Annotated in this window: 11 protein-coding genes; 4 read left to right on the top strand and 7 right to left on the bottom strand. The window is 71.8% G+C overall.

The window, feature by feature from the left end:
• Nucleotides 1-82 precede the first annotated feature (82 nt).
• A complete protein-coding gene (locus IE275_RS09935; RefSeq protein ID WP_189709918.1) occupies nucleotides 83-871 on the bottom strand; it encodes a hypothetical protein in 789 nt (262 codons plus the stop codon).
• A gap of 389 nt (nucleotides 872-1,260) precedes the next feature.
• Here IE275_RS09935 and IE275_RS09940 point away from each other — a divergent pair, with 389 nt between their 5' ends.
• Complete coding sequence (locus tag IE275_RS09940) at nucleotides 1,261-2,658, top strand: DUF5933 domain-containing protein (protein ID WP_189709920.1); 1,398 nt, start codon at nucleotides 1,261-1,263, stop codon at nucleotides 2,656-2,658.
• 172 nt (nucleotides 2,659-2,830) lie between these two features.
• Nucleotides 2,831-3,184, top strand: a complete 354-nt coding sequence (locus IE275_RS09945; protein ID WP_189709922.1) for a VOC family protein — start codon at nucleotides 2,831-2,833, stop codon at nucleotides 3,182-3,184.
• Between the two features lie 78 nt (nucleotides 3,185-3,262).
• On the opposite strand, the gene IE275_RS09950 is transcribed toward IE275_RS09945, so the two are convergent.
• Entirely contained in the window at nucleotides 3,263-3,730 is a 468-nt protein-coding gene (locus IE275_RS09950) for an SsgA family sporulation/cell division regulator (RefSeq protein WP_189709924.1), read from the bottom strand.
• 133 nt (nucleotides 3,731-3,863) lie between these two features.
• Nucleotides 3,864-6,011, bottom strand: a complete 2,148-nt coding sequence (locus IE275_RS09955) for a SpoIIE family protein phosphatase (RefSeq protein ID WP_229870174.1) — start codon at nucleotides 6,009-6,011, stop codon at nucleotides 3,864-3,866.
• A gap of 444 nt (nucleotides 6,012-6,455) precedes the next feature.
• Between IE275_RS09955 and IE275_RS09960 the strand changes: the two genes are divergently transcribed.
• Nucleotides 6,456-6,908 carry a DUF5707 domain-containing protein gene (locus IE275_RS09960; protein WP_189709928.1) on the top strand — a complete coding sequence of 151 codons (453 nt, stop codon included), beginning with the start codon at nucleotides 6,456-6,458 and terminating at the stop codon, nucleotides 6,906-6,908.
• Between the two features lie 77 nt (nucleotides 6,909-6,985).
• On the opposite strand, the gene IE275_RS09965 is transcribed toward IE275_RS09960, so the two are convergent.
• From IE275_RS09965 to IE275_RS09980, 4 genes are all read right to left on the bottom strand, one after another.
• A complete protein-coding gene (locus tag IE275_RS09965; RefSeq protein ID WP_189709930.1) occupies nucleotides 6,986-10,051 on the bottom strand; it encodes an FG-GAP-like repeat-containing protein in 3,066 nt (1,021 codons plus the stop codon).
• 255 nt (nucleotides 10,052-10,306) lie between these two features.
• Entirely contained in the window at nucleotides 10,307-11,458 is a 1,152-nt protein-coding gene (locus tag IE275_RS09970) for a hypothetical protein (RefSeq protein WP_189709932.1), read from the bottom strand.
• 103 nt (nucleotides 11,459-11,561) lie between these two features.
• The gene (locus tag IE275_RS09975) at nucleotides 11,562-13,328 is read right to left on the bottom strand and encodes an MOSC and FAD-binding oxidoreductase domain-containing protein (RefSeq protein WP_189709934.1); all 1,767 of its coding nucleotides are present in this window, start codon (nucleotides 13,326-13,328) and stop codon (nucleotides 11,562-11,564) included.
• A gap of 322 nt (nucleotides 13,329-13,650) precedes the next feature.
• Nucleotides 13,651-14,340, bottom strand: coding sequence for a DJ-1/PfpI family protein (locus tag IE275_RS09980; protein WP_189709936.1), 690 nt, complete (start codon nucleotides 14,338-14,340; stop codon nucleotides 13,651-13,653).
• A 228-nt stretch (nucleotides 14,341-14,568) separates the two neighbouring features.
• On the opposite strand from IE275_RS09980, the gene IE275_RS09985 reads away from it, so the two are divergent.
• The gene (locus tag IE275_RS09985) at nucleotides 14,569-15,507 is read left to right on the top strand and encodes a GlxA family transcriptional regulator (RefSeq protein WP_189709938.1); all 939 of its coding nucleotides are present in this window, start codon (nucleotides 14,569-14,571) and stop codon (nucleotides 15,505-15,507) included.
• Nucleotide 15,508 lies beyond the last annotated feature (1 nt).

Consider the following 15,508-nt stretch of genomic DNA (forward strand, 5'->3'; position numbering starts at 1 on the left):
GCACGCACGACCTGCGGACCCCTTGACCGCGGCCGGCCGGACGGCGGCAGTGCGCCCCGCCCGTCCGGCCACCGCGGCCATGTCATCCGACGTCGACGAAGTCGCCGGCGGCCGTGGCGGGGCCCGTGGTGGTGGAGCCGGCGAAGACGAAGCGGAAGTAGCCGTCCGTGGCGGCCTTGACGGTGGTCTTCAGCCGGCCGCCGCTGCCGCTGGTGACGGTCTTCAGGGTGGTGTAGGTGGTGCTGCCCTTCTTGCGGAACTGGAGCTTGACGCTTCGTCCCTGGTAGCCGGTGTAGGTGCGCTGCTTCCAGTCGGCGCGGGTGAGGCTGCCGGTGACCGTGATGGTCCGGCCCTTGCGTACCGGCTCGGGTGAGGCGTTCACCGTCACCTTGGCGGCCCGCTTGATGTGGGCCGTGCCGGCGATGTCGACCGCCGTCCAGTCGTCCCCGGCGTCCTGGGCCTCGGCGAGTACGTTCCAGGTGCCGGCGAGGGCGTTGTCGTCGAAGTCGCGTCTGCTGTCCACCTCGAAGCTCACCTTGCACGTGGAGGCGCCGCCGGCGGACGGGACCGCGCACGTTCCTCTCGGCGGGTACAGCGGCAGGATGCCGTCCGCGTCGTCGGTGTTGGGGCCGTGCCACAGGTAGGCCCACGAGGCGGCAAGGCCGTCGGGGTCGGCGGCCTTCCAGGTGATGGTGACGGTCCTCCGGGTGGAGAGCCCGAGCACGATGTCCTTGCCGCCGTCGACGACGACGTCCGAGAACACCGTCTGACCGGTCGCCGCCCCGTTCGCCGCCTGGGCGGTGGCCGGGATCATCGCGGTGGAGAGGACGGTCGCGCACGATACGACGGCGGCACAAGCGCGGATTCGCATGGAGAGCCCTTTCCCGATCGCCGGGCTCGCCGGTCCCTTACGGCGAGGCCTCATGGCGTGTCACATCGGCTAGACCGGCGAGGGCCGCCGGTGGTTGCGCTGTCGTGCGCCGACAGTCGGATGCGTGCGGGGGCGAGGGCCGCCGTGCCGCCGAGCCCGAAGGAACGAACCGGCGACGCCTCACTTGCCACGCCATGAACGACGCCGGAACCCGGACTGTAATAATTCCGTCTTCCCACGTCGGGGGATGATCTGCGCGAGGGAGAAGGGGAACCAACCGGAAGTAACAAGTCCCCTGACCCCTGACAAACATCTACCAAATCGGCCGAAAATTGAGATCTACACCACCGCGGATACGTCCGCGAATAAACCGAATAATCCAGCTCCCCATGTGGCGTCAGCCGCGGGCGAGACTCTGGGCCGTGGCGGGCGCCACGGCCTTCGCATTCCTCATCGCGCTGGAGATCACCGCACGTCACTACGGCCTACAGGGGCCGATCACCATACAGGCCCGGGAGGTGATATTCCCTCCCAAATCGGGATTCCTGTATTACGCCGGTATGTCGCTGATGATGGTGGTTCTCACCTGGCGGCAACGGTTCATCGCGCTCGGTACCGCGATCGGTATCGACATCGCCCTCGTGGTGTTCCGATGGGCGATCGACGCCGAGGCGAACGGCGGCAACCCTTTCGGGAACGGCGCCTTGTGGGTGACTCTGGGCTATGCGGTCATCGCCGTGACCCGTCGTACCGGCCCGGAACGCATTTTGCTGCTGAAAGGCGTCGGGCTGGGCCTGCTGCTGGTGATCGGCCGCAAGACCGGTGACACCTGGCTGCTCGTCACCTCGAAGGCCCGCCCTCAGGTGCTCGACCAGTACGTGGCGACCGCCGATCACGCGCTGGGCAACCCGTCGTGGCTGGTGGGCCGGCTCGTCACCGCCACCGGCCCGATCGGCTTCAACTTTCTCGACCTCGTCTACGGTCAGCTCGCGCTGGCCGCGGTCGTCGTCGCGCTCTATCAGCTGCGCCATGTGGCCGTCGAGCGCCGCTTTCCGGGCCACCATCTGGTGCGCACCTTCCTGGTGATCGGCCTCCTGGGGCCCGGCATCTACATGATCTACCCGGTGGTCGGACCGGTCTTCGCCTACAGCATCGGCACCGACCACTGGGCGTCGGTCAGCCTGTGGTCGGACACGTGGTCCAGCGCGCAGTGGGCGGTGGCCGACCTGTGGCCGAACACGCCGCCGCCGATCGGTACCCCGCACCACATGCCGTTCGACGGGATCACCCCGCGGAACTGTATGCCCAGCCTGCACACGGCCTGGGCCACCGCGATCTTCATCCATTCCCGGCGGGGCTCGCGGTTCCTGCGCTTCGCGGGCACCTTCTGGCTGATCGCCACGCTCACCGCGACGCTGGGATTCGGCTACCACTACGGCGCGGATCTGATCGCCGGCGTGGTGTTCACGCTCACCATCGAGGCGGCTCTGCGGGCGCACGACCGCGGGTGGGACCGATCGGCGATCCAGCTGGTCGCCTACGGCTCGGTGGTCTTCGCCACGCTCTTGGTGTCCTACCGCTGGCTGCCGCTGGAGATGGCCGAACACCCGTGGCTGTTCGGACCGCTGCTCCTGCTGGCGATGGCTTCGGTGATCTACGGCTACGTACGCACCCTCGCCCAGTGGGAACCGAAGTCCGCGGCACCGGAACCGCGGCCGGAGCCGGATCCACAGCCGGAGCCGGAGCCGGAGCTGGTCCGACCCGTGTCGGATCAGGTCGCGGGCTGAGCGCCCGGGCCCGCAGGCCGCTCCCGCAAGCCGCGCGCGGTACGCGAATCAGCACACGGACGACGACCCCACGCACCGGCCCGCCCGCATTCCGCCGTCATGGGCAGCAGGTAAGCCCCAGGCCACCCACCTGGGGCTACCGGATCACCGGCACCGGCGGCAGGATGGCGGCATGGAACGTGTGCAGGGAATCGGTGGGTATTTCATGCGAGCCGCGGACCCGGTGGCCCTGAGTGCCTGGTATCGCGACTGCCTGGGCCTGGACGCCGATGAGCACGGCCTGTGGGGTCAGGAAGCCGGGCCGACGGTGTTCGCGGCGTTCGAGTCCGATACCGACTACTTCGGATCCCGCACGCAGCAGACCATGCTCAACTTCCGGGTCCGCGACCTGGACGCGATGCTCGCGCAGTTGCGCGCCAAGGGAGCGGACGTGGCCGAGCAGACGCAGGACATGGAGGGGGTCGGTCGATTCGGCTGGGTCACCGATCCCGAGGGCAATCGGGTCGAGCTGTGGCAGCCCGCCTGACCGCGCCTTCAGACAGACGCTGAGGTGCTCCTCGGCGTGGCGCCGCACCGGGCCAGGAGTCCCGCGACGATCACCGGATCACGGCCGCTCAGGACCCAGCAGACGCTCCAGGGCCTCCTCCCAGCCCAGGTGGGCGGATTCCTCCCCCGCCGGCACCGACGCGAACGTCTCGTCCAGCCAGTCACGCAGCTCGTCGGCCGGTACGAACAGCACGGCCGCCGCGAAGCTGCTCCGCAGCAGGATGCGGACGGTGCCGACGCCGTGGCAGCGGCAGGGCGGCCAGACCCGTACGTCACCGTCACCGGACGGCTCGCGCAGGCCGGCGTACAGCAGATCCCGCGAGAACATCCAGGGCTCGACACGGTCGGGTGCGCCGGGGAAGTCCATGCGCACGGCGAGCGGGTCGGCGGGGTCGTAGACGAAGCAGACGCCGATCTGAAGCGCCTCGTGCCGGCTGAGGAGCACACGGATGGACACGGTGCGTCGGAGGACGACGGGCCTGCGAAGGGAGCCGGTGCCGCTCCTCGGGTTGGTCCGGTGGTGCATGACACCTCCCAGGACGGGTGGGACCGTTTCTGCCGTACTGCCCGGGCCCGGGCAGCGGGTCGCAGTCGGACGAGGGTCTCGTACTCCTTTCCGTGTGACCTGGCCGGTCAGATGCGTTTCGCTCGGCAAAGGCTCAGCGGGCGCCGTGCGCCCCGGCCTCGTCCGGCACGTACTGCCAGACGAGGAGGGCGATGTCGTCGGCGCGCCGGCCGGCTGCCGGGGAGCCGCTGAGCAAGTGGTCGATGAGCGGACCGGGTTCCTGTGTGTCGGCACGGGCCAGGTGCGCGGCGAGGTCGGCGATCGCGTCCTCGAGATCCACGCCGGGTGTCTCGACGAGACCGTCGGTGTAGAAGGCGAGGGTGAGGCCCGCGGTCAGCGGGAGCTCGGTCACGGGGAAGTCCGCCTCCGGGTCGATTCCCAGGAGCGGTCCGGGGGTGATGTCGAGGGGACGGCTGGTGCCGTGCTGTCGCAGCAGGGGCGGGGGGTGGCCGGCGCTGGCCAGTGCGGCGTGCCCGCGGGCCAGGTCGACATGGGCGTACAGGCAGCTCGTGAACAGGTCGGGGCCGATGTCGCTGAGCAGCCGGTTGGTCGCGGAGAGAACCTGGCCCGGATCGGGGCCGAGGGCTGTGTGGGCGTGGACGGCCGTACGGGCCTGGCCCATGAGGGCGGCCGCGGCGGCGTTGTGGCCCTGGACGTCTCCGATGACGGCCGCGACGGCCCTGTCGCCGAGCGGGATCAGGTCGTAGAAGTCGCCGCCGATGTCCATGCCGTGGGTGGCGGGCAGATAGCGCGCGGCCACCCGCAGGCCGGAGACCGCGGGCAGGGTGCGCGGGAGCAGGGCCTGCTGGAGGCTGTGGGCGAGGTCGCGTTTGGCGTCGTAGAGACGGGCGCGGTCCAGGGCGTGGGCGATGAGTCCGGCGAGGGAGGTCAGGACGGCCCGGTCCTCGGCGGTGAACGTGTGGGGGTGGTCGTAGGAGAGGATGCAGCAGCCGACGGGTCGGCCGGAGACGATCAGCGGCAGGAACGCCCAGGCCTGCTTGCCGCTGATGCGGGGGGCCTCGGGGTAGATCCGTGCCATTTCCTCGGGGTCGGCGAAGAAGGCGGGCATGCCGCTGCTGAGGGTCCGTCCCGCGGGAGTGAGCCCGGTGTCCAGGGGCAGGCCGTCCAGGCGTTCGATGGTCTGCGGGCTGTAGCCGCGGTAGCCGGTGATCCGCAGCCGGCCGGCGTCGGCGGCGGACAGGACCAGGCCCTGCGCTCCGAAGGCGGGCATGATCTGTTCGGCGACCAGATCGATGACGTCCTGGACCCCGACGACTTCGGTCAGCCCGGACGCGAGGTGCACGAGTTGGTAGAGCCTGCCCGCGCGAGCGGTTCCGCCGGCGGTCCGCGCGGAGGGGTGCGGGTCCGGAAATGCCGGTTCCTCGGCGCCGATGCGGACGATACGGACGCTGATGCCGCTGGAGTCCGGGTAGAGGTGGAAGTCGAGCCACTGGCCAACGGGGCGGCACGCGGTGAACACGACGGGCCGTCGGCCGATCACGGCGGCCCGGTAGCGGTCCTCGTAGGTCGGGTCGTCCAGCCAGCGCAGGGACTGCCAGGGCAGGGTGCCCAGGAGCTGGTCCGCGTCGCGGCCCAGGAGATCGCAGGCCCCCGAGCTGAGATAGGTGAAACGGCCTTCCAGGTCGAGGGCGCAGCTGCCGCCCGGCAGGCGTTCGGCGAAGTCCTCGGCGGCCGAGGCCGGGCCCGCGGACCGACTGCCGGTCGCGACGGACACCACGCGCGGCTGCCCGTCGGGCTGCTCCGGGGCGCCACCCGGCTCGCCGGTCTCCTCCAGTACGCGGGCCAGCCGACGGCAGCCGGACGTCATGTCGGCCCGCTCGCGCCCTGTCATGCGCGACGGGCGGTCGGCGGCCGGCCAGATCAGCAGCAGCGTGCCCCACCGCCGGATGCCGGTCACCGGCGCGGCGGCCAGGGCGAGCGGATACGGCAACGCCATCGCGCTGCGCGGATAGGCGCGCGCCAGCTCCTCGTGGCTCGCCACCCATACGAGACGGTCCTCACGCACCGCCTCGGCCACCGGCGCGGGGCCGGTCACCGGCACCCTGGTCCACGGCGCGGCAAGTTCGGCGGACGCTCCGCAGAGCACGGACAGACGCAGCAGCCGGGCGTCGGGGGTGAGCAGGTACAGGGCTCCCACGGAGGCGCCGGTGCGTCGGACCGCGCCCGCGAGGGCGGCGTCCAGCGGATGGTCGTCGCCGGCGGGGTCACCCGCGCTCGTCACCGGACACCTCCACGCACACCGGGACACGCCCTGGCAGGCCGTTTCCACGGGGCCCGCCGTGCACCGCCCACGCGTCCGGCCCGCCCATGGAGCGACGCTACGCCCCCGAGGTGGCGGCGGCACGTCATCCGGCCCGGCGGGCCCTGCGCCGACCGAGATCATCCGCCGCTCCGTGACACCCCCGGCGGGGTGGACGGCCCCGATCGGTGTCGTGTCGGCCCCTGGGCGGTGCCCCTGCGGGCACCTTCTCCGGTGGTCCTACTCAGGCCGAGTTGAGTAGCCGCGCTCAGGTCCGGCGAACCCTTGAGCGGCGAGTATCGCTTCAGCGGCGCAGGCGAGTCACGCCGGCCCGAGTCGGTTCAGTCGGTCGAATCAGTTCAGTCGGTTCAGTCAGTCGAATCAGTTGAGTCAGTTGAGTCAGTTGAGTCAGTTACGGAGAATCCCATGTCCCGTCGTATCGCTCTGTCCGTGGCCGCAGGTGTCGTCGTCCTCGGTGGTGCCGGCGCCTTCGCTCTCGCCCACGCCGGGGAGCAGCCTCCGGCGCTGGCGGACAGCGCCGCCCGCTACACCGCTCCCGACGGCGCCCGCGACGGCTCCTTGACCTTCGTCACCGACGTCACGGCCTCCTCCGGCGTCAAGAGCGTGAAGGTGCTGGCGTGGCCGGAGAACTCGGCCTTCGCCGAGAAGGGACTGACCGCGAAGGACATGGCCGCGACGGAGTCGGCCGTCTGCGAGCCCTCCGGGAAGGAAACCGTGCGCTGCACCTACACCACCGAGGTCACCGGTTCCGATGCCGAGTCGTCCCCGCGAGGTGTCTGGCACATCGCCGTCCTGGCCACCGCGAACGACGGCACCACGACCCTGAAGACCGAGGCGGCCCACTTCACCGTCAGGTGAAACCTCCGCCCACGGCGACCCGGAGGGCGCCCGACGCCGAGGCCCACCGGGCACCGTGACCCGCGCGCCGCAGCCCGCTAGAAGACGCCCTTGTACCCGGCCCAGCCGCTCGCGATCTTCGTGCGGGAGCCGAACGTCCCCTTGCCGGTGCCGTTCTGGCGGTACAGGTCTCCCGCGGTGTCCCGGGCGACCAGGTCGGCCTTGCCGTCGGCGGTGATGTCCCCGACGCCGACGACCGCGTTGTACGAGCCGCCCCAGTTGGCGGCGATCTTCACCCGGGAGCTGAAGGTGCCCTTGCCGGTGCCGTTCAGGCGGTACAGGTTGTCGGCCTTGTCCTGGAGGAGCAGGTCGCCGATGCCGTCGCCGTTCAGGTCCCCGGCGCCGACGATCTTCTTGTAGCTCTTCCCGTTGTCGAAGAGCTTCACCCGGGAGGAGAGCTTGCCGGTGCCGGTGCCCTTGTAGAGGTAGACCGCGCCGGTGGAGGCGTTGCGAGCGATCAGGTCCGGGCGGCCGTCCCGGGTCACGTCGCCGGGTGCGGTCAGGACGTCGTACTGGGTCCAGCCGCTGCTCGCGAGGGTGGTGTACGGCGTCGACGGCTTCAGCGCCGCCCCGCAGGCCGGCCGGTACAGCCGCAGGGCGCCGGTGGTCAGCCGGATCAGGACGTCGTTGCAGCGGTCGCCGCCGAGGTCGCCGAACGGCACGGCGCGGGCCGAGGTCGGCCAGCCGCTCCCCGTCACCTTCCCGGAGAATTTCCCTGCCCCGTCCCCCTGGTGGAAGGTGAGAGATCCGGAGGAGTTCAGGGTCAGGAGGTCGCCGACGCCGTCGGGCAGCGACGAGCCGCCGACGTGGTCGCGCCGCACCGCCGTGCCACCGGTCAGCCGGACCGTGCCGGACTGGCTGAGCGCCGCGCCCTGCCCGTCCGCCGGCACCGCCGTCAGCGTCCAGGTGTACGAGCCGTCGGGAAGCAGTCCGCCCGTCGTGTCACGGCCGTCCCATGTGGTCGCGATCGAGTACTCGGCCGGTCCGCCGCCGCGCGTGGCCACCACGCGGCCCGTCGCCCTGTCGCGTATCTCCGTCTTCCAGGAAGCCACCGGCTCGGACAGCCACCACTCGCCGCGCCAGGAGACCGGGGTCGCGTCCGTCTCCGCCCCCGCGGTGACGTTCCGGTAGGGGGAGACGAGGGGCGCTTCGGGTCGCCCGTAGGTCAGGACGTGGACGGCCTGGTCCGGGGTGGCGTACGCGAGGTCGCCGTCGCGCGGGTCGAGTGCGACGAGCCCCGCGGTGTCGGTCGCCCACTGCTGGACGGCCGTCCCCGTCCGCAGACCGTAGACACCCAGCCCTCGCTCGCTCCGGACGGCGACGACACCGTCGCCGAGATGGGCCTCACCGGTGGAGGGCAGCGGAATGCTCTTCCTGGACTGGAGGTCGTAGACGCCCGCGGCGTACGGAGCGGTGCTGACGTTGCACTTCCAGTAGAGCCACCTGCCGACAGCCTGGAGCTCGACCATCGAGGAGCACCCGGCGTTCACCGTGAAGGTGGTCAGTGAGGTCCCGGTGCGCGCGTCCTTGGCCGTCACCGTGCCGCCCGTGCCCGAGGACCACACGGTGGTCCCCCACAGGGAGCCCGTCCGGTACGGCTCCTTGTGCAGGATCCTGCCGGTGTCGAGATCGACGACCCGCAGTTCCCGGCCACCGCCCGCGGGCGTCCCGTCGAGCAGCACCAGGTTCCCGGATGCTCCCACGATCCGCGTCTGGTCCGCGGAGCTGTCGAAGGAGTCCTGGAGGCCTGTCTCGACCGGTGTGCCGGGGAACGACTCGCCCTTGCCCACGACGAACAGCTCGGGCCGCCAACCGCCGTCCGCGCTCACCGCCCCGCGGTAGACGGTCCGGCCGTCCCCGGTGGCGTACAGCTCGGGGCAGAGCCCGTAGGGGACACTGCACTTGCCGTAGGGCGCCGGCAGGCTGCCGAACCGCACCCGCTCGCCGTACCCCGGCGCGGCTTCGGCGAGCGAGCGCTCGTACGCGACGGTGGCTCCGTCGCCGTACTCCAGGGTGCGGACCGTGCCGTGATCCAGCGTCAGCCGCTGGAGCTGCATCGGCACCGGCAGGATGCGCAGGACACGCGTCGCGTACGGTACGGCGTCGGCGCCGGCGGTGATGTCCTGGTAGCCGTAGTCCTCCGCGGACCGGCCGCCGACGATCTGAACGCCGCCGTCCGGCCGGACGGCGACACGGTCGGCCACGGCACGGGCGAGCAGCGTCCGCTCGCCGGACCCGTCGAAGGGGACGGCCACGACCCGCCAGACGGACGCCTGGTACTCCTTGCGGCCGAGCGAGGAGTCGTACCGGCCCACGATCAACGAGTCGCCGACGACACCGAGCACCTTCGCGTCCCTGAGGCTGACCTGGACCTCGCGCACGGGCGCGTCGAACCGGCCCTGCTCATAGATCCGGACGCCACCGGCCTGTGGGGTGACCAGGTGATGAGCGGTCACCACGGAATTCCCGTACACCGTGCCGTACGGCAGAAACGTGGCCTGTGCGGTGCGCAGGTCGATCCAGGCGTACTGTCCGACGTCTTCGCCGGGGACGTTCAGGTTCGCGAGAAACCCATGGACGCCGGCCCGTACGAGATCGATGACGTAGGACCCCTCCGGGAGGCCGGCCACGCGGCGGTCCACCGTGGTCCCGTCCTCATGGGTCAGCAGATGGAACTCCGTCCGCCGACCGTCGGCACCGGCTCCGCCCTCGGTCACCACGGTGGTCCCGATCGTTCTGCTGTACTTCTGCCCGGCCGGGACGGTGACGGTGGTGGTCTCGTCGGTGGCCATGTTCCGCAGCACCACATCGCCCGTGCCCCCGCTGGGCGGCAGGGCCACGACGTCCGACGCCGTTCCGTAGTGCTCGACCGGGTCGTAGGCCTGCGTGCCCGCGAGCTTTCGGGTCGAGCCGTCCACGCCCGTCCACTCCAGTCCGGAGGGACCGTTCGTGGTGGTGGCGGTGTGCAGGAACCCGGAGGGCCCGACACTCACCACCGAGCCGGAGCCGGGTGTGACGCGCAGGGTGGCGGGGATCGTGGTCGTGCCGAACGTCCCGCCGTCGGCGGAAGCGGGCCAGGAGGCCGGACCGACGGCCAGTGCCATGGATACGACCGCCGTGGCGGCGACAAGACTGCGACGCGCACCTGCATGACGAGCCAACTGGACCCTCCCCGAGTACCCGAGACGGCACGCGCGCCGCTCTCCGGCGCCGCTACCCCAGACCAACGCATCCGTCTCACAAGTCGGCTGATCTTACAGTGACTTCACGGACCGTCAGAGAAATTCCCGGCCGGCCGTGCGCGGCGGGCCACCGTGCGGCGGGGTGCCGCCGCAGGACTGTGAGCCGCCGCCGCGGGGCTAGCGAGGCGTACTGTCCGCTCCCTCACCGGTGGACACGGCCGTGTCGCGGACCCCGGACAGCCGCAGTGCGGCGAGGGCCGCCGTCCCCGCCGCGACGCCGAAGGTGAGGGCGGCCGGGACGCCGTTGCCGAGCTTGGAGAACAGGTACACGGGCCCCCACACACCGACCGTGTCGTCGATCGCCATGTGCAGCACCTGGCTCGCCAACAGTCCCAGCACGGTCGCGCAGACGGCGCCCACCGCCATCGCCGGCACCGTGATCCGGGTGAGCAGGCCGGGCAGCAGCCGCAGCGCCCACCACACCACGGCCAGCACGAGCAGGTCGGCGGCTCGGTACAGCAGCCAGTCGCCGAGCGGAGCGGACGCCGGGTCCGTCCAGACGCCGAGCAGCAGCCACTGGCGCAGCAGGTCGCCGGGCTCGGACAGCAGTCCTCCGCCGCCGAAGGAGGTCTGGATCCAGGCCGCCACCGATTGGTAGGAAAGGATCACCAGCGACACCGCGATCACCGCCGTCCCGACACTCGCGGCCAGACGGGCAGCACGCGGCGGCACCTCCTGCCGGGGCAGCGGGTCGGCGTCCTTCGCGGCGACCCGCGCGACGAACACCGTGACCAGGGAGGTCACCAGCGCCGCGAACACCACGACCGGGCCGCTAGACGCGATCACACCCGCCAGCTGCGGCAGGACCCGATAGCTGCCGCGCCCCCCGGATGCGATCAGCCACGGTGCGGAGACCGTCACGGCCAGCGTTCCGGCCACCGGGCCCCAGGCCCACAGCGCGAGCAGTGCGGCCGGCGTACGGCCCCGCGTCGGCGGCATCCTGCGGACCAGCAGCAGCGCGCCGGCCAGGAAGCACACGAAGACTGCCACGAATCTGATCTGCATCCCGGTGCTGTACAGATCGGCGTACCGGGTGGCGTCGCTCGACGCCGTGCCCCCGCCCGCGGAACCGTCGGGCGTCAGCGCCGTGGCGGAGTCGTACGACCAGGGTGCGAGCCATCGCCGGAGTTCACTCACGGACTGCACGTCGAACACACTGGTGGTGCCGCGCAGTTCCAGTGCTTGCAGGCTCGCCCCGGCCCACCACAGCAACAGCGTGATCAGCCCGCCTCCGACCAGTGCCGGTATCACCGCACGCCGATATGTCATGTGCTTCCCCCGTCTTGGCCCTGCGGCCGCCCGTGTCGTGATCAGCCGAAGAATAGGGCTACGAGGTCGGCGGCCCGCCGGAGGTGCCCTCGGGGTCGAGGGTTCAGAGATCCAGCGTGGTGTCCTGCTCGGGCCGCGCGCAGCAGATCAGGGCCGTGCCGGGCGGCGTCCGCTCGACCGGATCCGTGGTGTAGCTGACGCTGCCGTCGATCAGCGCGGTTTCGCAGGTGCGGCACACCCCCGTGCGGCACGACCAGCGCACCGGTACGTCGCAGGCCTCGGCCAGCTCCAGCAGGCTCCCGTACGCACTGTTCCAGACGACGCTCAACCCGGTCCGGGCGAAGCGCACCGCCGGGCCGGAGCCCGCCGGGCCGGGCGGTGCGTGCGGCGCGCGGTGCCCGGTGGGCACGAGACCGGGGGTGAGAGCCGGGCCGGATCCGAAGATCTCGGTGTGGACGCGCCGCGGGTCGATGCCCTGTCGCAGCAGGGCGTCGGTGATCTCGTGCAGGAACCCGTCAGGCCCGCACAGGTAGACGTCCGCGTCCTGGGGGACGCCGAGTCCGGCGATGGTGTCGGCCGTCGGCCTGCCGCCGTCCGTGTAGTCGGTGCCGAGGCGGTCCGCCGGCTCCGGGCGGCTGTAGAAGACGCGGACGCGGCCGTCGGGCAGTTGCGCGAGCAGGCCGCGGGCTTCCCGCGCGAAGGCGTGCAGACGCCCGTTGCGGGCGGCGTGGAGCCACCAGATCTCCCGGGCCGAACCGGTGTCGGCCAGCGCGTGGAGCATGGCGAGCACCGGGGTCACTCCCACGCCCGCGGAGGCCAGCACGACGGGCCCGGTGCCCTGGTGAAGGGTGAAATCCCCGCGCGGTGCGGCAGCTTGGAGGCTGTCGCCGACCCGGACGCCGGTGTGCAGCCACCTGCTGGCCGTCCCCCGCTCCTCCTGCTTGACGCTGATCCGGTAGCAGTCCGCACCGGGCCGCCCGGAGAGCGAGTAGGCGCGCACCGCCCCGGGCGCGCCGGCCAGGTCGGGGAGGCGGAGGGTGAGGTACTGGCCGGGACGCGCCGCGGGCAGCGGAGCCCGGTCGGGGTCGGCCAGCCAGAAGGACCGGATGCGGGGCGTCTCCTCCACGACGCGGCGCACCTGGAGCGGTCTGAAGCCCTGCCACGCGGGCGGAACGGCCGAGACCGGGCTCAGGCCCGCGTTCGCGGTCTGCCGGCCGTTCCCGCTGCGGACCTGGTCGAGGAGAGCGCGGAAGGACTGCTGCCAGCCCGGGCTGAGCGCCGTGACGCGCAGGGCCCGTTCGATCCGGTCGGCGGGGTGCGGCGGACGGTAGAGCAGGGCGTCGACCTCCGCGACCGTCATCCGGCCGGGTCCGTCGGCGACCTTGACGATCTCCTGCCCGGCCTCGACCACTCCCTCGGTGAGCACGCGCAGGTAGAAGCCCGGCCGGCCGTGGGTCACCAGCAGGGCGGGCATACGCGGCTCCCCCAGGCGCAGCCCGACGCGGTAGCAGGTCACCCGGGGCTGCGTGACCTCGAAGAGCGCGGTACCGATGCGGTAGCGGTCCCCGACGCAGACCTCGTCGTCGGTGAGCCCGTCGACGGTGAAGTTCTCCCCGAAGATGCCGTGGACGAGATCGTCGCGGCCCAGGTACTCCTGCCAGTGACGGTAGGAATCGAGCTGGTAGACGAGGACGGCCCGCATCTCGCCACCGTGACCGGCCAGGTCGCCCTGCCCGTCCCCGTCGATGTTGAGGCGTCGCACCCGTCGGGGACCGGACACCGGAGCCTTCCACACACCCGTGTGCACCTTGGCATCACGCCAGGCCACGTCCTTGGGCAGACCCACATTGAGCGACAGCAGCTGTGCCATCTCCGCACCTCCACGAGGCGGCCGCGCGGCCTTCCCACACTCTCATGCGGGGCGGGCGGTGCGCCCGGGAAGGCCCCGGAGGCCGATGCCGGCCGGGCTTCACCACCTACGGCGAACCACGGTCACGCCCCGGTGGCGAACCACGGTCACGCCCCGGTGGCGGGCTCGGGCCGGGCGACGCGGCGGCGCTCGCCGGTGACGACCGTGGCCACGGCCGGTCGGTCGGTCGCTCAGTCGGTCAGTCGGCCAGTCGGTCAGTCGGTCAGTCGGTCAGTCGGTCAGTGAGCAATTCGGTCAGCCGGTCGGCCGGCCAGTCGGCCGGTCAGAAGGAGACGGGCGCCGGTCCCTCGGCGCGCCAGACTGTGCCACGGCGCTCATGGGCGAAGAGCTCCTCGACCGCGTGCGCGACGCGGGGACCCACCTCGCGTTCCAAGAGGTACAGGCCGAGGTCGAGCCCTGAGGTGACCGAGGCACCGGTGACCAGGTCGCCGTCGTCCACGACGCGGGCGTTCACCGCGTGGACACCGGTCGCGTCCAGCAGGTCCGCGCCGAGGTGGTGGGTGGTCGCGTGGCGTCCCTCCAGCAGCCCGGCCATGGCCAGGACGAGCGAACCGCCGCACACCGTGGCCACCGTGACCTCCGGATCCGCCATCGCCGTCCTCAGCAGCTCGGGCAGGGCGGTGGTGAGGGTACGGCCGAGCAGTACGGCGATGAACTCGTCCTGGTGCCCCGCACCGGACCCCGCGTCCGCCTCGGGGTCCTCGCCCGGTTCGCCGACGCGTCCCGAGGCACCGGGCACGAGCACGCAGCCCGGGCGTCCGGGATCCAGGGCGGCGGTGGCGCGCAACGCCAGCCCTCGGGTGCCGCTGACCACCTCACGGGGCCCCTCGGCCGAGACCAGTTCCACGGTCACCGCGCCGTCGGAGGCGACACCGCCCGCGTACAGCACCTCGTAGGGGGCGACGACGTCGAGCGGGTCGAAGCCGTCGAACAGGACGATCTGAACGTGCACGGTTGCTTCCTCGGGGGTGCGGCGGGATCCGGCCCGGGTCCGGGCCGGGAACACTCCCGAACGCTATGCGGGCTCCGTCCGCGCCTCCCAGTGGCGGGAGTGACACCTTCCAACGGAAAAGTGACAGAGATGGGGAGGGGCGGAGATACGGGCATGAGCTGCTCTACAGAAGCCGTCCGCGCGCACCGAGCGCTGCCGCGCGGCCCAGCGGCAGGGTAGGTTCTGGCCATGCACAGCATCGCCGTACTCGCCCTGGACCAGGTGATCCCGTTCGATCTGTCCACGCCGATCGAGGTGTTCTCCCGCACCCGGCTGCCGGACGGGCGCCCGGGGTATCAGGTCCGCGTGTGCGCGGAACGGCCGGAGGTCGACGCGGGAGCCTTCACCCTGCGCGCGCCCTGGGGTCTGGAGGCACTCGCCACCGCCGACACGATCATCGTGCCCGGTACGGCCGACCCCACGGCCCCGCTCTCCCCGGCCGTCCGCGACGCGCTGCGGGCCGCCGCAGCGGCGGGTACGCGCATCGCCTCCATCTGCGCGGGCACGTTCCCGCTCGCCGCCACCGGGCTCCTCGACGGCCTGCGGGCCACCACGCACTGGATCGCGGCCGACGCGCTGGCCGACGCCCACCCGGACGTCGACGTCGACCCGGACGTCCTGTACGTGGACAACGGCCAGATCCTCACCTCGGCCGGCGCCGCCGCGGGACTCGACCTGTGCCTGCACATGATCCGCCGGGACTACGGCTCATCGGTCGCCGCCGACGCCGCCCGCCTGTCCGTGATGCCGCTGGAACGGGAAGGCGGGCAGGCCCAGTTCATCGTCCACGACCACCCGCCCCGCCCCCAGGGTTCCGTGCTCGAACCGCTGCTCGGCTGGCTTCAGGAGAACCTGGCCCTCGACCTCAGCCTGGACGACATCGCCGCCCGCGCCGGGACGAGCACCCGCACCCTGATCCGGCGCTTTCGCGAACAGACCGGCACGACGCCGTTGCAGTGGCTGCACCGCGCCCGCGTCCGCCAGGCGCAGCACCTGCTGGAGACCACCCGCCACCCCGTCGAACGCATCGCCTCTCAGGTCGGCTTCGGCTCCCCCACCGCGTTCCGCGACCGGTTCAAGCGCACGACGGGCGTCAGCCCGCACGCCTACCGCCGCTCGTTCAGCTGAT

It is taken from the genome of Streptomyces phaeofaciens, assembly GCF_014648915.1.
Classification (GTDB): Bacteria; Actinomycetota; Actinomycetes; order Streptomycetales; family Streptomycetaceae; genus Streptomyces; species Streptomyces phaeofaciens.

Coding starts and splice junctions, on each gene's coding strand:
- IE275_RS09985 (WP_189709938.1), top strand. CDS start 14,569: ATGCACAGCATCGCCGTACTCGCCCTGGACCAGGTGATCCCGTTCGAT.
- IE275_RS09935 (WP_189709918.1), bottom strand. CDS start 871: ATGCGAATCCGCGCTTGTGCCGCCGTCGTATCGTGCGCGACCGTCCTC.
- IE275_RS09950 (WP_189709924.1), bottom strand. CDS start 3,730: ATGCACCACCGGACCAACCCGAGGAGCGGCACCGGCTCCCTTCGCAGG.
- IE275_RS09975 (WP_189709934.1), bottom strand. CDS start 13,328: ATGGCACAGCTGCTGTCGCTCAATGTGGGTCTGCCCAAGGACGTGGCC.
- IE275_RS09965 (WP_189709930.1), bottom strand. CDS start 10,051: ATGGCACTGGCCGTCGGTCCGGCCTCCTGGCCCGCTTCCGCCGACGGC.
- IE275_RS09960 (WP_189709928.1), top strand. CDS start 6,456: ATGTCCCGTCGTATCGCTCTGTCCGTGGCCGCAGGTGTCGTCGTCCTC.
- IE275_RS09940 (WP_189709920.1), top strand. CDS start 1,261: ATGTGGCGTCAGCCGCGGGCGAGACTCTGGGCCGTGGCGGGCGCCACG.
- IE275_RS09970 (WP_189709932.1), bottom strand. CDS start 11,458: ATGACATATCGGCGTGCGGTGATACCGGCACTGGTCGGAGGCGGGCTG.
- IE275_RS09945 (WP_189709922.1), top strand. CDS start 2,831: ATGGAACGTGTGCAGGGAATCGGTGGGTATTTCATGCGAGCCGCGGAC.